At 68.5% G+C, this 19,265-nt stretch carries 17 protein-coding genes; 10 read left to right on the top strand and 7 right to left on the bottom strand.

The genetic code is table 11. The annotated features are described in order from the left end of the window. Window positions 1-44 precede the first annotated feature (44 nt). The gene (locus BJ980_RS06805) at window positions 45-1,313 is read left to right on the top strand and encodes an MFS transporter (RefSeq protein WP_218855433.1); all 1,269 of its coding nucleotides are present in this window, start codon (window positions 45-47) and stop codon (window positions 1,311-1,313) included. On the opposite strand, the gene trhA is transcribed toward BJ980_RS06805, so the two are convergent. Next, window positions 1,274-1,993, bottom strand: coding sequence for a PAQR family membrane homeostasis protein TrhA (gene trhA / locus BJ980_RS06800; protein WP_179501594.1), 720 nt, complete (start codon window positions 1,991-1,993; stop codon window positions 1,274-1,276). The genes BJ980_RS06805 and trhA overlap by 40 nt on opposite strands. Before the next feature lie 85 nt (window positions 1,994-2,078). On the opposite strand from trhA, the gene BJ980_RS06795 reads away from it, so the two are divergent. From BJ980_RS06795 to BJ980_RS06785, 3 genes are all read left to right on the top strand, one after another. Further along, window positions 2,079-2,855 (top strand): isoprenyl transferase, encoded by a 777-nt coding sequence (locus tag BJ980_RS06795; protein ID WP_179501593.1) that lies wholly within the window; start codon window positions 2,079-2,081, stop codon window positions 2,853-2,855. Window positions 2,856-3,143: 288 nt separating this feature from the next. Next, window positions 3,144-4,484, top strand: a complete 1,341-nt coding sequence (phoH2, locus tag BJ980_RS06790; protein WP_343047723.1) for an RNA 5'-3' helicase PhoH2 — start codon at window positions 3,144-3,146, stop codon at window positions 4,482-4,484. A 235-nt stretch (window positions 4,485-4,719) separates the two neighbouring features. After that, window positions 4,720-5,421, top strand: coding sequence for an aggregation-promoting factor C-terminal-like domain-containing protein (locus BJ980_RS06785; RefSeq protein WP_179501591.1), 702 nt, complete (start codon window positions 4,720-4,722; stop codon window positions 5,419-5,421). 450 nt (window positions 5,422-5,871) lie between these two features. On the opposite strand, the gene BJ980_RS06780 is transcribed toward BJ980_RS06785, so the two are convergent. After that, window positions 5,872-7,269: an acyl-CoA synthetase gene (locus BJ980_RS06780; protein ID WP_179501590.1), complete on the bottom strand. Its 1,398-nt coding sequence runs from the start codon at window positions 7,267-7,269 to the stop codon at window positions 5,872-5,874. A gap of 9 nt (window positions 7,270-7,278) precedes the next feature. Then, window positions 7,279-8,661, bottom strand: a complete 1,383-nt coding sequence (locus BJ980_RS06775) for a class II fumarate hydratase (protein WP_179501589.1) — start codon at window positions 8,659-8,661, stop codon at window positions 7,279-7,281. A 77-nt stretch (window positions 8,662-8,738) separates the two neighbouring features. On the opposite strand from BJ980_RS06775, the gene BJ980_RS06770 reads away from it, so the two are divergent. Further along, entirely contained in the window at window positions 8,739-10,499 is a 1,761-nt protein-coding gene (locus BJ980_RS06770; protein WP_179501588.1) for an AMP-binding protein, read from the top strand. Between the two features lie 3 nt (window positions 10,500-10,502). On the opposite strand, the gene BJ980_RS06765 is transcribed toward BJ980_RS06770, so the two are convergent. Further along, a complete protein-coding gene (locus tag BJ980_RS06765; RefSeq protein ID WP_218855432.1) occupies window positions 10,503-11,531 on the bottom strand; it encodes an MBL fold metallo-hydrolase in 1,029 nt (342 codons plus the stop codon). 35 nt (window positions 11,532-11,566) lie between these two features. Continuing rightward, on the bottom strand, window positions 11,567-11,908 hold the full coding sequence (locus BJ980_RS06760) for a TFIIB-type zinc ribbon-containing protein (RefSeq protein WP_179501587.1): 342 nt from the start codon (window positions 11,906-11,908) through the stop codon (window positions 11,567-11,569). Between the two features lie 122 nt (window positions 11,909-12,030). Between BJ980_RS06760 and BJ980_RS06755 the strand changes: the two genes are divergently transcribed. After that, window positions 12,031-12,579 (top strand): NAD(P)H-dependent oxidoreductase, encoded by a 549-nt coding sequence (locus BJ980_RS06755; protein ID WP_179501586.1) that lies wholly within the window; start codon window positions 12,031-12,033, stop codon window positions 12,577-12,579. A 100-nt stretch (window positions 12,580-12,679) separates the two neighbouring features. Here the strand turns inward: BJ980_RS06755 and BJ980_RS06750 are convergent, their stop codons facing one another. Continuing rightward, window positions 12,680-14,401, bottom strand: coding sequence for a FumA C-terminus/TtdB family hydratase beta subunit (locus BJ980_RS06750; protein WP_179501585.1), 1,722 nt, complete (start codon window positions 14,399-14,401; stop codon window positions 12,680-12,682). A gap of 100 nt (window positions 14,402-14,501) precedes the next feature. On the opposite strand from BJ980_RS06750, the gene BJ980_RS06745 reads away from it, so the two are divergent. Both BJ980_RS06745 and BJ980_RS06740 read left to right on the top strand, forming a co-directional pair. Then, window positions 14,502-15,548 (top strand): NAD(P)-binding domain-containing protein, encoded by a 1,047-nt coding sequence (locus tag BJ980_RS06745; RefSeq protein WP_179501584.1) that lies wholly within the window; start codon window positions 14,502-14,504, stop codon window positions 15,546-15,548. A 17-nt stretch (window positions 15,549-15,565) separates the two neighbouring features. Then, window positions 15,566-16,201 carry a DUF1707 SHOCT-like domain-containing protein gene (locus BJ980_RS06740; RefSeq protein WP_179501583.1) on the top strand — a complete coding sequence of 212 codons (636 nt, stop codon included), beginning with the start codon at window positions 15,566-15,568 and terminating at the stop codon, window positions 16,199-16,201. Here the strand turns inward: BJ980_RS06740 and BJ980_RS06735 are convergent. After that, a complete protein-coding gene (locus BJ980_RS06735) occupies window positions 16,198-16,848 on the bottom strand; it encodes a TetR family transcriptional regulator (RefSeq protein WP_343047722.1) in 651 nt (216 codons plus the stop codon). The two genes, BJ980_RS06740 and BJ980_RS06735, sit on opposite strands and share 4 nt — an antisense overlap. A gap of 160 nt (window positions 16,849-17,008) precedes the next feature. On the opposite strand from BJ980_RS06735, the gene BJ980_RS06730 reads away from it, so the two are divergent. Together BJ980_RS06730 and BJ980_RS06725 are read left to right on the top strand one after the other, a co-directional pair. Beyond that, a complete protein-coding gene (locus BJ980_RS06730; protein WP_179501581.1) occupies window positions 17,009-18,085 on the top strand; it encodes a ferredoxin reductase in 1,077 nt (358 codons plus the stop codon). Between the two features lie 55 nt (window positions 18,086-18,140). Then, window positions 18,141-19,247 carry a fatty acid desaturase family protein gene (locus tag BJ980_RS06725; protein WP_179501580.1) on the top strand — a complete coding sequence of 369 codons (1,107 nt, stop codon included), beginning with the start codon at window positions 18,141-18,143 and terminating at the stop codon, window positions 19,245-19,247. Window positions 19,248-19,265 lie beyond the last annotated feature (18 nt).

The following is a 19,265-nucleotide window of genomic DNA, read 5'->3' as shown; positions in this document are numbered from 1 at the left end:
CTACATCTGATGCGCGTCACCGGAGGACGTGAACTACTGCCCTCGTGCGAGACACCCTCTTCCCCGCCGACGCCGTACGTCGTGCACTCACCGCCGCGACCATGGCCGGGGCCCTGGCCAACGGCCTGTTCATCAGCGTCAGCGCGCTCTACTTCACCTTCGTGATCGGCCTTTCTGCCACCAGCGTCGGCCTCGGACTCACCATCGCCGGGGGAGTCGGCGTGCTCGCCTCCTATGCCGGTGGCCCGCTCGCGGACACGTTCGGCCCCGATCGCCTCCAGGTCTGGACCACCGGCGTCCAGGGCCTGGCGCTGCTCGCCTACGTCACCGCTGACGACATGCTCAGCTTCGTCCTGATCGCCTGCGTCGTGGTGGGAGCGCGCTCCATGCAGGGCACCGCCAAGTCGACCCTGCAGGCGCGCTGGTTCACCGGTCCCGAGCGAGTCGACATCCGCGCGCGGCTCCGGGTGGTCACCAACGTCTTCATCGGGATCGGCACCTGCCTGGCCGCCGTGGCCCTGGTCATCGGGACGGCCGATGCCTACCGCCTCACGATGGTGCTGGTGGGGTTGGTGAACCTGCTGGCTGTCTGGCCCCTGCTCGGGCTGCGAGCCCGGGTCCCGGGGCTGGCCGAGGGTCTGGCGCCGACTCGTGGTCGCCGGGCGGTGAACCCGGTGCGGCTGCGCTCGCCGTGGCGCGACCGCACCTATCTCTCGTCCGTCGCACTCAACTCGGTGCTGGCCATGCAGTTCGGCATCCAGAACGTCGGCATCCCGCTGTGGATCGCCCACCACACGCAAGCCCCGTTGGTGATGGTCTCGGTGTTGATGGTGACCAACACGGTGCTGGTCTCACTGCTGCAGGTGCGCGCCGCCCGGGGGACGCACGACGTACGCGCGGCCGGTCGGGTGGTGCGTCGCGGCAGCCTGCTCCTTGCCGTCGCCTGCGTGGTCTATGCCGCCTCAGGTGAGACCGGAGCGACGCTGGCGATCGTGCTGCTGGTGGTCGCCGAGCTCTTCTCGACCTTCGCCGAGATCTCGACCGAGGCGGGCGGCTGGGGGCTTGCCTTCGAGCTGGCCGACCAGGCCAACGCGGGCGCCTACCAGGGGATGAGCTCCACCGGCTATTCGATCGCCAACATGCTGGCGCCCCTGGTGATCACCTCGACCGCCATCGCGTGGGAGGGTCCGGGCTGGCTGCTGCTGGCAGGGATCTTCGTGCTGGCCGGGATGGGCGTCGCGACGGTGGCCGAGCGTGCTGCGCTGGCCGATCCTCAGCGCAGGGAGTACGTCGCGAGCGAGACTGCGACGTAGTGGCAGGCGAAGGCCAGGATCGTGAACGAGTGGAAGATCTCGTGGAACCCGAACCACGACGGCGCGGGGTCAGGCCACTTGAGGCCGTAGACCACCCCGCCGAGGGTGTAGAGGACTCCGCCCGCAGCCACCAGGACCAGTGAGCTGACCGCGATGCCGTCCGGGAACGGTGCGGCGCCGTCGATGAACTGCGGGATGAAGAACACCGCGGCCCAACCGAGCGCGATGTACATCGGGGTGTAGAGCCAGCGGGGCGCATCGGTCCAGAAGACCCGGAAGAAGACCCCTGCGAGGGCGGCGACCCAGACCACGGTGAGCAGGGTGATCCGGGCTCCGCCGTGCAGGAACAGCACCGCCATCGGGGTGTAGGTGCCGGCGATCAGCACGAAGATGTTGGCGTGGTCGAACCTGCGCAGGAAGGCCCAGACCTTCGGCGACCAGGTGCCACGGTGATAGACGGCCGAGACCGTGAAGAGGATCAGCGCGCTGGCTGCGAACACACTCGAGGCGATCCGGGTGTCGCGCGTCGGGGAGAGCGCGATCAGCACGATCCCGGCGGCCAGGGCGAGCGGCGCGGTCGCGAGGTGCAACCAGCCCCGAAGCTTCGGCTTGATCTCCGACAGCTTCTCGTGGGCGCGGTCGACGGCGTCGTCGAAGCGGTCGTGGATCGTTTCGTTCATGACTCAAACCTACGGCACCGTAGGTAGTGCTCCGGGTGAATGAGGCAGAAGTCACCGGCGCCCGCCATGCCCTAACATCGAAGGCGTGGCAGATCTGAAGCGAGCGATCCGGCGGGTGCTCTACCCGGCCTACGAGGCACGCGTCACCAGGTTCCTCCCGCAGGACAAGCTGCCCAAGCATGTCGGCGTGATGCTCGACGGCAACCGCCGCTGGGCCAAGGCCGTCGGGCGGGACACCGTGCACGGCCACCGGGCCGGCGCCGCGAACATCGAGCCCTTGCTCGGCTGGTGCGAGGAGGTCGGCATCGAGGTGGTCACCTTGTGGCTCCTGTCGACCGACAACCTCAACCGGCCGCCCGAGGAGCTGGCCGCGCTGCTGCCGATCATCGAGGAGGCGGTGGCCTCCCTTGCCGATCAGAAGCGCTGGCGACTGCACCCGGTGGGTGCGCTCGACCTGCTCCCGCAGGAGACCGCCGAGAAGCTCAAGCGGGCCGCCGAGGACACCCGCGAGGTCGACGGGATGCTGGTCAACATCGCCGTCGGGTATGGCGGCCGCCAGGAGATCGCGGACGCCGTACGCTCCCTGCTCCTCCAGGCCGCGGCTGACGGTGTCAGTGCCGAGGAGCTCGCCCAGGCAATCGACGTCGACCTGATCGGGGAGCACCTCTACACCAAGGGCCAGCCCGACCCGGACCTGGTGATCCGCACCTCCGGTGAGCAGCGCCTGGGCGGGTTCTTGTTGTGGCAGAGCGCGAAGAGCGAGTTCTACTTCTGTGAGGCCCTGTGGCCGGAGTTCCGCAAGGTCGACTTCCTGCGCGCGATCCGGGCGTACGCCGAGCGTGAGCGACGCTTCGGCGCCTGACCGCTGGCCCTGACCCCTGACCCGGGGAGTCACTCAACCTTCACCCTGCGTTCGGGCGTGTCTTTGGCAGAACCCGACGGGCCGAGGCGTAATTTCGGATCACCGGCGAGTGGGGAAGCTCGCTGCATCGAGAGGCCCGTCCGTGAGAGCTCACGACCGAAGCACAGTCATCGAGGTGACTGCTGCGCGAGGAGGCCGGCACTCCGGTCTTCGGGATCCTTCCCGGTCCGTATTGATGAACTAGGGCCGGGGCGTCGAGTGCGCGTGCCGGCCCGTGAGGGGTACACCGTGGCCACCAAGCCCAAGAGTGAGCGCACCGCCCAGCCCGCGTCCTCAGTTCGCACCTATGTGCTCGACACCAGCGTCCTGCTGGCCGACCCGGGTGCCATCAACCGCTTCGACGAGCACGAAGTCGTGCTGCCGGTCGTAGTGATCACCGAGCTGGAGGGCAAGCGGCACCATCCCGAGCTCGGCTACTTCGCCCGCTCGGCCCTGCGCATGCTCGACGAGCTGCGCGTCAGCCACGGTCGTCTCGACACCCCGATCCCGGTCGGGGACGCCGGCGGCTCGATCCGGGTGGAGCTCAACCACACCGACCCCGCCTCGCTGCCCAGCGGGTTCCGGCTGGGGGACAACGACACCCGCATCCTGGCGGTGGCCAAGAACCTCGCCAACGAGGGCGCGGTGGTCACCCTGGTCTCCAAGGACCTCCCGCTGCGGATCAAGGCATCCGCTGTCGGCCTCGACGCACAGGAATATCGCGCCGAGGGCGTCGCCGAGTCCGAGGCGGGCTGGACCGGGATGACCGAGCTCGAGGTGAGCAGTGAGCACCTCGACGAGCTCTATGACGACGGTGTCCTCGACTTGGACAGCGCCCGGCAGCTGCCCTGCCACACCGGTCTGGTCCTGCTCTCCGAGCGGGGCACCGCCCTGGGACGGGTCGGGGCGGACAAGCAGGTCCACCTGGTGCGCGGCGATCGCGAGGCGTTCGGCGTCCACGGTCGCTCCGCCGAACAGCGGATCGCCCTGGAGATGCTGCTCGACCCCGAGGTCGGCATCGTCTCCCTCGGTGGCCGTGCGGGCACCGGCAAGTCCGCGATGGCGCTGTGCGCCGGCCTTGAGGCGGTGCTCGAACGCGGCCAGCACAAGAAGGTCGTGATCTTCCGTCCGCTCTTCGCCGTCGGCGGCCAGGAGCTCGGCTACCTGCCCGGCTCGGAGAACGAGAAGATGTCGCCCTGGGCCCAGGCCGTCTTCGACACCCTGGGAGCGATCACCTCGCGTGACGTCATCGAGGAGGTGCTGGATCGCGGCATGCTCGAGGTGATGCCGTTGACCCACATCCGTGGGCGCTCGTTGCACGACTCGTTCGTGATCGTCGACGAGGCGCAGTCGCTGGAGCGCAACGTGCTGCTCACCGTGCTCTCCCGCATCGGCGCCAACTCCAAGGTCGTGCTCACCCACGACGTGGCGCAGCGTGACAACCTCCGCGTCGGCCGTCACGACGGCGTGGTGGCGGTGGTGGAGAAGCTGAAGGGCCACCCGCTGTTCGCGCACGTGACCCTGACCCGCTCCGAGCGCTCGCCGATCGCAGCCCTGGTGACCGAGATGCTCGAGAACGTCACCATGTGACGGGGTGCACCTGAGGCCCGCGCAGGCGGGCCGACGGCGACCAGTGTGGCGGGCGGGGCCAGTGTGCGTGATGTGACTGGACTCGTCCGCCCGCACTGGGATGTCGGTTTGCCTGTGCCGCTCGTGTGATGCATGGTTGCTGAGATTGTTTCGTGACCTTGCCGCATCGGGGCGGCACCGCTCGGGGGAGCGCCGGTCGTGAACACTGCCACGTTGTCTAGCCGTGAGTTGACCTTTGTCGAAGCACAAGAAGTACACGCCCAAGCACCGCACTGCCCGCAAGTCACCCGGTGCATCTGTCAGTCAGGTGGCCAAGTCCGGCATCCGCACCTCGGTCGTCTTCTCGTCCGTCGCAGTGGCCGCCACCGGCATCGCAGTCGGGTCCGGCGTGGCCACCTCGAGCAGCGCCGAGAACGGCGCCAACTTCGCCACGGTGGCCACCGACCTGAGTGCAGTCATCCCGAAGACCGCCGACACCACGCCCGCAGCAGCAGAGTCGACCGCCACCGAGAAGCGCGCGCCCCAGGTCTCGCGCTCCGCCGACCGTCGCTCGTCCTCGGACCCGGTCAAGGCTGCTGAGCTCGCCGCACCCACGGCCACCTCCAACGGCGTCGCCCGCACCGAGGACGCCACGGATGACGACCCCCGTGAGATCGCCAAGTCCCTCCTGCCCGAGTTCGGCTTCGGCCCCGAGCAGTTCAGCTGCCTCGACAAGCTCTATGTCTCCGAGAGCGACTGGCGGATCAACGCCGACAACCCGAGCTCGTCGGCCTACGGCATCCCGCAGGCCCTGCCCGGCAACAAGATGGCCTCCGCCGGAGCTGACTGGGAGACCAACCCGGTGACCCAGATCCGTTGGGGCCTGGGCTACATCGAGGATCGCTACGGCACCCCGTGCAACGCGTGGTCCTTCAAACAGGGCAACAACTGGTACTGAGCGGCTCCACCGCGGTCCCCGCGCACACCAACTGATGTCTTGGGGGCGCCCAGGCCAGTAACTGATGCCCTGGGGAGCAGATCGGGCTCTTCTCGGCGACAAACCCATCAGTTAGGCGAGCCCGGACCGACCAGCCCATCAGTTAGGCGAGCCCGGACCGACCAGCCCATCAGTTACTGCCTCGAGAGCGGCCAGGCCAGTAACTGATGTGTTGGGGAGCAGATCGGGCTCTTCTCGGCGACGAACCCATCAGTTACGCATTCGGGAATTACCAACCCATCAGTTAGGCGAGCCCGGATCGACCAGCCCATCAGTTACTGCCTTGGGAGCGGCCAGGCCAGTAACTGATGCGTTGGGGAGCAGATCGGGCTCTTCTGGGCGACGGACCCATCAGTTACGCCCCCCGAACCGGCCAACCCATCAGTTACGCCCCCCACAGAAAGCGCCGGACTATCGAGTCAGGCGCTTCTTCTGCACCTTGCCCATCTCGTTGCGCGGCAGCGCGTCGGTGAAGACGATCGCGCGGGGGCGCTTGTGCGCCGAGAGCTCGTCGCCGACGTACGCCGTGAGCTTATCCGCGAGCTCGTCGCTTCCGGAGACACCTGTGGCAGGCACCACGAAGGCGACGATGCGCTGGCCGAGGTCCTCGTCAGGCACGCCGACCACGGCCACCTCGAGGACGGCAGGATGCCCCAGCAGGCTCGCCTCGATCTCGCCGGCACCGACCCGGTATCCGCCCGACTTGATCAGGTCGACTGATTCCCGGCCCACGATCCGGTGCAGCCCGTCGGCATCGATCACCGCGACGTCGCCGGTGCGGAACCAGCCGTCAGAAGTCCGGGTCTCCGAGGTGGCCTCGGGTCGGTTCAGATAGCCGCTGAACAGGGTGTCGCCGCGCACCTCGAGCCGACCGATGCTCTCGCCGTCGTGCGGCACCTCTGCCCCGGCCTCGTCGCGCAACCGGGTCTCGACCCCGTTGACGGGCACTCCGACCCAGCCGGCGCGGCGTACCCCGTCGGCACGGGTCGCGACCGTGATCAAGGTTTCGCTCATCCCGTAGCGCTCGGCCACCTCGTGCCCGGTCAACTGCAGGATCCGCTCGAAGACCGGCACCGGGAGCCCGGCCGACCCCGAGACCAGGAGCCGCGCGGAACGCAGGGCAGCAGCCTGCTCGGGAGCGGCGGCGATCCGCGACCAGACCGTCGGCACGCCGAAGAACATGGTTGCGCCCGAGGCCGACGCTCGGGCATAGGCCTCGGGGGTCGGCTTGCCGGTGTGGATCAGTCCGGAACCGGTGCGCAGCGGCCCGAGCACGCCGAGGATCAGGCCGTGGACGTGGAACAGCGGCAGACCATGGGCCAGTACGTCGTGCGAGGTCCACGCCCATGCCTCGGCCAGCGCATCCAGTCCGGCAATGATGGCGCCATGGGAGAGCAGCACGCCCTTGGGGGCGCCGGTCGTTCCTGACGTGTAGAGCACGAACGCCACCTGCTCGGCCGGCACGTCCACCTCGACTGCCGCGGACCGGGCGTCCACGTCAACCGGCAGCACCGGCCGTCCGTGCGAGTCCGCGGGGGCAGCACCGAGCCACGCCTGCGGTTGGGCGTCAGCCAAGATGTGGGCGAGCTCGGCAGAGCCCGCGTCGGAGGGCACCGGCACCACCTCGACGCCGGCCCGCAGCGCGCCAGCGACGGCCAGGACCGTCTCCATCGTGGGGGTGGCGAGCACGGCGACCCGCGAGATGCTGTCGAGCGCGCCACTGACCGCTCCGGCCGCGGCCACCAGGTCGCTGCGGGTCAGGGTGGTGCTGTCCACGGTGATCGGATGGTGGCCCTCGGCGATGCGCATGGCCCCAGACTAGGGGCGCGTCATCGAGGCGACATCGAGTGCCTCGTCGAGCTGCTCCTCGGTCAACCGGGTGCCGTCCACGAAGCCCATCTCCACCACGGTCTCGCGGATCGTCTTCTGCTCGGCCAGCGCCTTCTTGGCCACCTTCGCCGCGTTCTCATAGCCGATGTACTTGTTCAGTGGCGTGACCACCGAGGGCGAGGACTCGGCATACTTCCGCATCCGCTCCACGTCCGCCGTGATCCCGTCGACACAACGCTGCGCGAGCAGGGTCGAGCTGGTGGCCAGGATCCGGATCGACTCGAGCAGGTTCCGCGCGATCATCGGCAGCATCACGTTGAGCTCGAAGTTGCCGGCTGCTCCACCGGTGGCGATGGCCGCGTCGTTGCCGACAACCTGCGCGCACACCTGCAGCGTCGCCTCGGGCAGCACCGGGTTCACCTTGCCCGGCATGATGCTCGAGCCGGGCTGGAGGTCGGGCAGGTGGATCTCGGCCAGCCCGGTGGTCGGGCCGCTGGACATCCAGCGCAGGTCGTTGCAGATCTTGGTCAGCCCGACGGCATAGGTGCGCAGCACACCGCTGAGCTCGACCAGGGAGTCGCGTGCCGACTGTGCCTCGAAGTGGTTGCGAGCCTCGATGAACTCCTGCCCGGTGAGGTCGCTGAGCACCCCGATGACGGTGGCTGAGAAGCCGAGAGGGGTGTTGATGCCGGTGCCGACCGCGGTGCCGCCGAGCGGCAGCTCACGCACCCGGGGGAGCACGGCGTCCAGGCGCTCGCGGGCATAGCGCACGGTGGCGGCGTACCCGCCGAACTCCTGGCCCAGCATCACCGGGGTGGCGTCCATCAGGTGCGTCCGCCCGGACTTCACGTGGTCGCGGAACTCCTCGGCCTTGGCCTCCAGGGAGGTGGCGAGAGTGTCGAGGGCGGGGAAGAGGTCCTCGACCACGGCCATTGCGGCGGCGACGTGGATCGAGGTGGGGAACGTGTCATTGCTGGACTGGCTGGCGTTGACGTGGTCGTTGGGGTGTACGTCGACTCCTGCCGCGCTCGCCAGGGAGGCCAGGACCTCGTTGGTGTTCATGTTCGAGCTCGTGCCCGAACCGGTCTGGAAGACGTCGATGGGGAATTGCGCGTCGTGCGCACCCGAGGCGACCTCGTCCGCGGCCGCGATGATCGCCTCGGCCTGGTCGCCGGTGATCACGTCGAGGTCGGCGTTGACCCGGGCGGCGGCCCGCTTCACCAGGGCAAGGGCCTTGATGTGGCGAGGTTCGAGGGTCGATCCGCTGATCGGGAAGTTCTCGATCGCGCGCTGCGTCTGGGCGCGCCAGAGTGCGTCGGCAGGCACCTTGACCTCGCCCATGGAGTCGTGCTCGATGCGGTAATCAGTCATGCCTCGAAACTACTCCTTGCCCGGACATGTGACGTGGCTTACATTCGCCACCACCGCCACCGAGCAGGAAGCAAGTGATGACCACCGCCACGACAGTCTGCGAAGCCTTCCAAGAAACCGCCCGCATCCAGCCCGACGCCGTAGCGCTGCGCACCCCCGCAGACGCGGTCTCGGTGACCTGGCGCGACTATGCCCGTCATGTCGAACAGGTCGCCGGCGGCCTGGCCGCACTCGGCTACCGGCGCGGCGACACGCTCGCCATCCTGCTCACCAACCGACCGGAGTTCGCCTGGGTCGACGCCGGGGCGATGCACCTGGGCATGGCGGCCTTCTCGATCTACAACACCTCCTCACCCGAGCAGATCGACTATCTCTTCGGCAACGCCGGCAACCGGATCGTCGTCACCGAGGCTGCCCTGCTGCCCGGCATCCTGGCCTCGGGCGTCGACCTCGATCACGTCGTGGTCGTCGACGGGAAGCCCGACGGCGCGACGCACACACTGGCCGAGCTCGAGGGCCTCGCCGCCCCGGACTTCGACTTCGAGGCCACCTGGCGCGCCGTACAGCCCACCGACCTGCTCACCCTGATCTACACCTCGGGAACCACCGGCCCGCCCAAGGGCGTGCAGCTGACCCACGCGAACATCATGGAGACGGTGCGTGGAGCCGAGCAGGTGGTGGCCGTCGAGTTCGGCGACCGGATCACCTCGTTCCTCCCGGCCGCCCACATCGCCGACCGCGCGTCGGCGCAATACTTCGCCGCGATCAAGGGCGTCCAGGTCACCTATGTGGCCGACCCCCGGGCGATCGCGGCTGCGCTGCCCGACGCCCGCCCCACGATCTGGTTCGCGGTGCCGCGGGTCTGGGAGAAGATCAAGGCCGGCGTCGAGGCCAAGGTGGCTGCCGAGGAGTCACCGGTCAAGAAGCGCCTGATGTCCTGGGGCCTGGCGATGGCCGAGAAGAACGGCGACGCCGCACTGGCCGGCAAGCCGCTGGCCGGCCTGGACGCCCTCCAGTTCAAGCTCGCCGACAAGCTGGTGCTGGCCAAGGTGCGGGCCGCGCTCGGCCTGGACGAGCTCAAGTGGGCCTGGTCCGGCGCCGCCGCGATCGCCCCGGAGACACTCAAGTTCTTCATGGGACTGGGCCTGGAGGTCTGCGAGCTGTGGGGCATGTCCGAGCTCTCCGGCGCGGGCACGATCAACCCACCCGGCAAGGCGCGCGTCGGCACGGTGGGACTGCCGATCCCCGGCACCGAGATCAAGCTCGCCGAGGACGGGGAGCTGCTCTTCCGCGGTCCCGGCGTGATGCCCGGCTATCGCCTCGACCCCGAGAAGACCGCGGAGGCGATCGACGCCGACGGGTGGCTGCACACCGGTGACGTGGGCACGATCGACCGGGACGGCTACCTCACGATCGTGGATCGCAAGAAGGAGCTGATCATCAGCTCGGGCGGCAAGAACATGTCGCCGTCCAACATCGAGAACACGCTCAAGGTGACCACGCCGCTGGCCGCGACGATCACGGTGATCGGCGACGGGCGGCCCTACAACGTCGCCCTGGTCACCCTCGACCCGGACGGTGCGGCCGCCTTCGCGGACAAGGCCGGACTCTCGGCCGACCCGGCGACCCTGGCCAAGGACCCGGGCCTGGTGGCCGCGATCCAGGCCGGCATCGATGCCGGCAACGCGAAGCTGTCCAGGGTCGAGCAGGTGAAGCGGTTCGAGGTGCTCCCGGAGTTCTGGCTGCCGGGCAGCGAGGTGCTCACGCCGACGCTGAAGCTGCGCCGCAAGCCGATCGACAAGAAGTATGCCGCCGAGATCGAACGCCTCTATTCCTGAGGCTCATCTCCACCAGGGGCTTCGGGGCACCTCGCCGTCCGTGGTGAATCTGTCACCCGGGCGCGGGGTGGCCAGGCGGAGATCGGCCGGGGCATCGCGCACCAACCACTCGATCGGGTCGGCCCAGGCATGGAAGGCCAGGTCGAAGGTGGCCCAGTGGATCGGCAGGAGCGCCTCGCCGCCCAGCTCGGCGTGGGCGCGCAGCGCCTCGGCAGGGTCCATGTGTACGTCGCGCCAGCGGTTGTCGTAGGCGCCGATCGGCAGGACGGTCAGGTCGAACGGTCCGTGCTGCTCACCGAGCGCGCTGAAACCGGGGTGATAGCCGGTGTCACCACCGAAGAAGATGTTCGATTCGCCGGCCGACAGGATCCAGGACGACCAGAGCGTGGTGTTGTTGGTGAACAGCCGACCGGAGAAGTGCTGGGCCTCGGCACAGACCAGGTGCAGGTCGTCGATCAGGTGTTCCTGGCCCCAGTCCAGCTCCACGATCCGGTGCTCGGGCACGCCCCAGCGGCGCAGGTGGGCGCCGATCCCGAGCGGGACGACGAACGGGACGGACTGGTTCGCGGTGAGCCACTCGATGGTGCGGGTGTCGAGGTGGTCGTAGTGGTCGTGCGAGATCAGCACGGCACTGAGCGTTGGCAGGTCACGCAGGGCCAACGGGACCGGGTGGTGGCGACGGGGGCCGACGCGTGTGGCCGGGGAGACTCGCTCACTCCAGACCGGGTCGGCCAGCACGAAGTGTCCGCCGACCTCCAGCAGCACGGTGGCGTGGCCGAGCCAGGTCGCCGCGCAGGTCGCCGCAACCGGCGGCAGGGACGGCGTACCCAGTGGGATCGATCTGCCGGGCCGGCCGCTGTTGCCCTTGCGGGCGAAGTCGCGAGCGATCGAGGCGCGCCCGGACTCCGGAGTCACCCGGGTCCCTTCCCGACGGTTGTGGAAGACGCCGTCGCGGAACTGCGGCGAATCGGGGAACGCGCCGGCACGGGGCTGGGCGCCAGTGGTGCGCGGGAAGGGCAGGGTCAGGGGCACGACTGAATCATCGCGCACCGACCAAGCGAGTCTCCTCAGTCGAAGAGCTCGCTGAGCCAGCTCTCCTTGCGCTTCTTGCGATAGGGCTGGCCGAAGCCGGGCTGGTAGGAGCCTCGGTCGAAGGACCGGCCCCGGTCGTCCGAGTCGTAGGACCGGTCGACATGACGCTGCTGCTGGGGTGCGGCGTTCTGGGGCGCGGGCGCCTGCGGAGCGGCCGGCGCGGCCGGTGCGGGGCCCGGCTGTCCCAGGGAGCGCTCGATGATCTTGTCGAGCTCCCCGCGATCGAGCCACACGCCGCGGCAGGTGGGGCAGTAGTCGATCTCGATGCCGGAGCGTTCGCTCATGACCAGGACTGCGCCGTCGGTGGGGCACTGCATGGGGAGTTCCTCTCGTTGCCTGTCGTGTCAACGTATCGGGCGGGTGAACAGTTCCCCGGTGGGGAATCGCTACACCTTTCAACTTGTTCACCCCGAGAACGCACCCAACGACAGGAGAACACGTGAAGATCGGCATCATCATCGGCAGCACCCGTCCCGGCCGTCTCGGCAGCAGCGTCGGCAAGTGGGTCCTGGACGAGGCTCTCGCACACGGCGGCGCCGAGTTCGAGCTGATCGAGCTCGCCGACTACGACCTCGAGCTCCTCAATGACCCGACGGTTCCCGGTGCCGCCAACCGCGAGTATGCCGACCCGAAGGTGCGCACCTGGGGCCAGAAGATCGACGAACTCGACGGGTTCGTCTTCGTCACCCCGGAGTACAACCACTCGGTTCCGGCGGCGATGAAGAACGCCTTCGACTCGATCTACCCCGAGTGGGGCAGCAAGGCGCTCGGCCTGGTCGCCTATGGCGCCGACGGTGGGGTCCGAGCCGTTGAGCACTGGCGCACCATCGCCGCCAACGCGCACCTGATCGCCGTTCGCCCGCAGGTCTCCCTGGGGCTGTTCACCGACTTCGCCGAGAGCGGCCTCGCGCCCCTCGAGCGACGCACTGGCGAGCTCGCCGGCGTCCTCGACGCCGTGATCGCGCTCTCCGGCAAGCTGCGCGGCTGACGCCGCGGGCGCTACCCGTTGTGGACGCGCCCGTCACAACCACCTGGATCGGCCCGGTCACCCAGCACTGGGTGGCCGTGCCGATTGCCTTCGTCAGGGGTTACTTCTCCTGCGAGCGGACCCTCACGCCGGGAACGCCGATCGAGCTCAGCGGCACGGTGACTGCGCCGGAGGGATCGGTGAAGAAGTCGTTGCCCTTGTCGTCGACCACGATGAAGGCCGGGAAGTCCTCGACCTCGATCTTCCAGATCGCCTCCATCCCGAGCTCGGGATATTCGATGACCTCCTGGGACTTGATGCAGTCTTGGGCCAGCCGCGCGGCGGGACCGCCGATGGAGCCGAGGTAGAAGCCCCCGTGGGTGTCGCAGGCCTCGGTGACGACCTTGGAACGGTTGCCCTTCGCCAGCATCACCATCGAGCCACCTGCGGCCTGGAACTGCTCGACGTAGGAGTCCATCCGTCCGGCCGTGGTCGGACCGAACGAACCGGACGCCATTCCCTCGGGAGTCTTGGCCGGGCCGGCGTAGTAGACCGGGTGGTTCTTCAGGTAGTCCGGCATCTCCTCGCCGGCGTCGAGGCGCTCCTTGATCTTGGCGTGCGCGATGTCGCGGGCCACGACCAGTGGACCGGTCAGCGACAGGCGGGTCTTGACCGGGTGCTTGCGCAGCTCGGCCAGGATCTCCGGCATCGGCTGGGTCAGGTCGATCTTGACGACCTCGCCGCCGGAGATGTCCTCGGCGACACCCGCGTCGGGCATGTAGTGCGCGGGGTCGGTCTCGAGCTGCTCGAGGAAGACACCCTCGGGGGTGATCTTGCCGAGTGCCTGGCGGTCGGCCGAGCATGAGACCGCGATCGCCACCGGGCAGGAGGCGCCGTGGCGGGGCAACCGGACCACGCGCACGTCGTGGCAGAAGTACTTCCCACCGAACTGTGCGCCGATCCCGAACGACTGGGTCAGCTTGAACACCTCGTCCTCGAGCTCGAGGTCCCTGAACCCATGCGCACTCATGGAGCCCTCGGTCGGGAGGTTGTCCAGATAGTGCGCGGAGGCATATTTCGCCGTCTTCATCGCGAACTCTGCGCTTGTGCCGCCGATGACCACAGCCAGGTGGTAGGGCGGGCACGCGGCGGTGCCGAGCGAGCGGATCTTCTCGTCGAGGAACTCCAGCATCCGCTTCGGGTTCAGGATCGCCTTGGTTTCCTGGAACAGGAACGACTTGTTGGCCGAGCCACCGCCCTTGGCCATGAAGAGGAACTTGTACTCCGGTCCGTGCTCGCCCTGCGCGGTCGAGTAGAGCTCGATCTGCGCCGGGAGGTTGGTGCCGGTGTTCTTCTCCTCGTACGTCGTCAGCGGCGCCAGCTGCGAGTAGCGCAGGTTCAGCTTCGTGTAGGCGTCGTAGACACCCTTGCTGATCGCCTCGCCGTCGTCGGCACCGGTCAGCACGCCCTCGGACTTCTTGCCCATCACGATTGCGGTGCCGGTGTCCTGGCACATCGGCAGCACGCCACCGGCGGAGATGTTGACGTTCTTCAGCAGGTCGAGCGCCACGAAGCGGTCGTTGCCCGAGGCCTCCGGGTCGTCGATGATCTTGCGCAGCTGGGCCAGGTGCGCCGGGCGCAGGTAGTGGCTGATGTCGTGCATCGCCTCGGAGGTCAGCTGGCGGATCGCTTCGGGCTCGACCTGAAGGAAGGTCCGGGTCGAGCCGTCCGGGGCTGTCGCCTCGAAGGTGCTCACGCCCTCGGTGGTGATCAGCCGATAAGGAGTGTCGTCCTTGCCGGTCGGGAGCAGGTCGGAATAGAGGAACTCAGCGTCGTTCGGCACGGCACCCAGATTACGGCAGCAGGAGCTGAGGCAGAGCGGCGGCTGTCGGTGCTGGGAGAGGACCGGGCATAGACCCGTCACGCCCCACGTTGGAAAGGATGTGGACATCCTCGACTCCCTGGTGATCGGCGCCGGACAGGCCGGCCTCTCCTCCTCCTTCCACCTCACGCGTCTCGGGATCGACCACGTGGTGCTGGACGCCGGCTCCGCTCCGGGCGGTGCCTGGCAGCACCGGTGGGACTCGTTGACGATGCACGACGTCCACGGCGTCGCCGACCTGCCCGAGGAGCCCGCGCCACGGCGCAGCGGGCTGCGGGCCAATCTCGTGGTGCCGGCATACTTCCGCGACTACGAGCAGCGGCACGCGCTGCCGGTCGTCCGCCCGGTCCGGGTCGATCGGGTGAGCTCCGATGGCGACCTGCTCGTCGTCGGCGCCGCCGAGCGCAGCTGGCGCACCCGCACCCTGGTGAACGCGACCGGCACCTGGACCCGACCGTTCGTGCCGCACTATCCGGGCGTCGAGACCTTCACCGGCGAGCAGCTGCACACCCAGGGCTATCCCGGTCGCGAGCACTTCGTCGGCAAGCGGGTGCTGGTCGTGGGTGGCGGCGCGTCCGCGGTCCAATTCATCGGTGAGCTGGCTCCGGTCGCCGAGGTCGTGTGGGTGTCCCGTCGGGAGCCGATCTGGCGCACCGACGACTTCACCCCGGACCGCGGCCGCGAGGCGGTCGCCCTGGTCGAGGATCGGGTACGTCGTGGCCTGCCGCCCCGCAGCGTGGTCAGCGTGACCGGCCTGGTGTTGCGCGAGCAGGAGCGGGAGGCAGAGCGGCTCGGTGCCTACGCCGCACGCCGGCCGATGTTCGAGGCCATTGAACCGGACGGGGTGCGCTGGGCCGATGGCAGTTTCGAGGCCGTGGACGTGATCTTGTGGGCCACCGGGTTCCGTCCCGAGATCGCACACCTGGCACCACTGCGCCTGCGCAGCCCGGCCGGAGGCATCCAGCTCGACCGGACCACGGCGGTGGCCGATCCCCGGGTACAGCTGGTGGGCTACGGGCCGTCGGCGAGCACGATCGGCGCGAACCGCGCGGGTCGGGTGGCTGCCAATGCCGTTCGTCGTTTTCTGGCTGACGAGGCCGTGGCCTGATCGCTAGGGTGAGGGCCATGGACGACCCGTCGCGGATGCGCATCTCGGACAGCGACCGGCACAAGGTGGCCGACCTCCTGCGAGACGCCGCCGGTGAGGGGCGCCTGGAGTTCGACGAGCTGGACGAGCGGCTCGAGGCGACGTACGCCGCCAAGGTCTATGCCGACCTGGTCCCGATCACCGCGGACCTGCCGGCCCGGGGGATCGAGCTGGCCCCGCCGGCGACCCCGGCGCGGCGAGCTGCCGCCAACGTCACCGCACCGCGCCACAACGCATCGTTCGCCCTGATGGGTGGCCAGGACCGCAGAGGCGTCTGGGAGATGGGGGAGACGCACACCGCGTTCGCGCTGATGGGTGGCATCGACCTCGACCTGCGCCAAGCCGTCTTCACGTCACCGGAGACCACGATCATCGCGAACACGGTGATGGGCGGGATCGACGTGATCGTCAACGCCCACACCCACGTGATCGTGTCGGGGATCGGGATCATGGGCGACTTCAGCCAGGCCAGGGACCGGGTCCCTGCCGAGGTGGGTCCCGACTCGCAGGTCGTCCGGGTGAAGGGCTTCGCACTGATGGGTGGGGTCACCGTGGTCCGCAAGGCGATGCCCGGCGAGAGCAGGCGGCGTCGCAACCGCGGCGAGTTGCGCTAGGACTTCAGCGGCTGCCAGCCGGCGGCGCCGACCACGATCATCCGGGCCTGGTTGCGCAGGTTGTCGATCAGGCCACGACGTACGGCGGGCTGGTCCGCGGAGGGGCTGACCAGCTCGGAGGCGGCCGAGACCATCACCTCGACGAACAGGCTGGCCAGCACGTGCAGGTCGCGCGCGCCCCAGTGCGAGATCTCGGGCATCCGCGCCAGGTCGGTGACCAGTTCGCGCTCGAAGAGGGTGAATTCGTGACGGATGGCCTCGCGCAGCACGGCTGAGCCGCCGTGGCGCTCGCGACTGATGAAGCGGTAGTGATCGGTGTGCTCGATGAGCTGCTCGGCCAGCACGTCGACCGAGCGGTCGATCAGCGTGTCCGGGACGAGGTCGTTGTCGAGGCGGACCTCGCGGATCAGGTCGCGCAGGGTGCCGAAGGACTCCTCGACCAACGCCAGGCCGAGCTCGTCGAGGGTGGCGAAGTGCCGGTAGAAGCCGGTGGGGACGATGCCGACCGCCTTGGCCAGCTGGCGCAGGGAGATCGAGTCGAAGCTGGTGTGGGAGAGCTGGTCGAGCGCCGCGTCGAGGATCGCGCGGCGGGTGCGCTCCTTGCGCTCCTGGCGGCTCTCATTGGCGACGATCTCGTTGCTGCTCACGGGAGTCGAGTCTAGTGAACGAGCTTCCAAGCTTTGAGTGAACATGTGCTCTCCGGGTGGGCGGGGTCACAGCGTGATGGCTTGACGCGGGGTGCGGGTCCTTCGGTACAGTTTCAGTGTACGCATGTTCACTCAAAAAGTTGATCGGAAGGACGGGCAGATGAGCATCGTTCAGAGCATCCTCGGCTCCCGGGCGCTGGAGGCACTGACCTCGCCCCACGGAGTCGACCGCTATCTCGAGCTCGTCAATCCGATGTGGGCCGCCAAGGAGGTCCGGGCGCGGATCGTCGAGATCCACCGCGAGGTCGACGTCGAGGGTCACCCGGCGGTCGCCACCATCACGCTGCAACCGACCAGCACCTGGCAGGGCCACCGCGCCGGCCAGCACGTGCAGCTCGGGGTGGAGATCAACGGCGCCCGCCGGACCACCCGGGTCTTCTCGGTCTCCAGCCACGAGGCCGGCGCCGGGGAGCGGTTCACGATCACCCTGCGCGCCAACCCCGACGGGCTGGTCTCGAAGTTCCTGGTCGAAGAGGCCCAGCCCGGTCAGGTCGTGCACCTCTCGCAGGCGCAGGGCGAGTTCACCCTCCCCGACACCATGCCCGGCCACGTCGTGTTCATCTCCGGCGGCTCGGGGATCACCCCGCTGATGTCCATGCTGCGCACGCTGCAGCGCCGTACGCACCGCGGCCGGGTCACCTTCATCCACTACGCCCAGTCGCCCGAGCACCAGATCTTCGCCGAGGAGCTCGCTGACGCGGCCCGCACCGGCTACGGCGTCGACATCCACCTGCTCCACCCCGAGCTCGGCGACCCCGCCCTCAGCCCGGCCTGGCTGGAGCGCCTGGTCCCCGGCTATCGCGACGTCCCCACCTGGGCCTGCGGTCCGGCTCCGCTGATCGACGCGGTGCAGAAGGCGTACGACGGCTCCGAGGAGCTGCGCGTCGAGTTCTTCAAGCCGCCGAAGGTCTCGGGCGGCTCGACCGAGGGTGAGATCAGCTTCGCCCGGTCCGGGCTCAGCGCGGCGAACAGTGGGACCAACCTGCTCGAGCAGGCCGAGGCCGCCGGCCTGGCGCCGGAGTTCGGCTGCCGGATGGGCATCTGCTTCTCCTGCACCTCGCGCAAGACCGAGGGCACCGTGACCAACGTGCTCACAGGCGAGACCTCATCGCTGCCGGACGAAGACATCAGGATCTGCGTCTCGGCCCCCGAAGGCGACTGCACGGTGGAGCTCTAGCAGCGCTGCGCGCACCCGACGTACACCCCAGACCACCTCAACCAGAGGAGACACCATGAGCGACAAGATCAGCCTCAGCCCCGAAGAGCTGGAGAAGTTCGGCGAGGAGATGGACGCGATCCGCCAGCGGGTCATCTCCGAGCTCGGCGAGGAGGACGCGACCTACATCCGCAACGTGCTCAAGGCCCAGCGCGGCTTCGAGATCGCCGGCCGCGCGCTGTTCTACCTGCCGCCGGCCTGGCCGCTCGCCGTCGCGTCGCTGTCCATCTCCAAGATCATCGACAACATGGAGATCGGCCACAACGTCATGCACGGGCAATACGACTGGATGGGCGACCCGGGCCTCAACTCGCGGATGTATGAGTGGGACAACGTCTGCCCGAGCGACCAGTGGAAGTACTCCCACAACTACATCCACCACACCTTCACCAACATCCTCGGCAAGGACCGCGACATCGGTTACGGCATCCTGCGGATGGACGAGGACCAGAAGTGGAACCCCTACTACCTGGGCAACCCGGTCTATGCGTTCCTGCTGATGGTCTTCTTCGAGTGGGGCGTGGCCCTGCACGACCTCGAGGTCGAGAACATCGTCTCGGGCAAGCGCTCGCTGGCCGACAACAAGCCGCTCTATCCCGGCCTGATGAAGAAGATGCGCAACCAGGCGCTCAAGGACTACGTCCTGTTCCCGGCGCTGACCGGACCGCTGTTCGTGCCCACGATCGTCGGCAACGCGACCGCCAACCTGATCCGCAACATCTGGGCGTTCAACATCATCTTCTGCGGCCACTTCCCGGCCGGTGTCGCCACCTTCACCCAGGAGGAGACCGAGAACGAGACCAAGGGGCTGTGGTACTACCGCCAGCTGCTCGGCTCGGCCAACATCAGCGGCAGCAAGCTGCTGCACCTGATGAGCGGCAACCTGTCCCACCAGATCGAGCACCACCTGTTCCCGGACCTGCCGGCGCGTCGCTATCCGCAGATCGCCGAAGAGGTGCGCGAGATCTGCGAGCGCTACGGCTTGGCCTACAACACCGGCCCGCTGCACCGGCAGCTCGGCAGCGTCGCGAAGAAGATCTTCAAGATGGCCCTTCCGCCCAAGCGGAAGCAGCCCGACCTCTCACTCGTAGAGGACGCCGACCCGCGCGTCTCGGCAGCCTGAACCCTTCATTGCAGGAGA

The sequence above is a fragment of the Nocardioides daedukensis genome (assembly GCF_013408415.1).
GTDB lineage: Bacteria > Actinomycetota > Actinomycetes > Propionibacteriales > Nocardioidaceae > Nocardioides > Nocardioides daedukensis.
The sequence above is the reverse complement of the archived record's forward strand: the minus strand, read 5'-3'. Positions and strand labels throughout refer to the sequence as shown.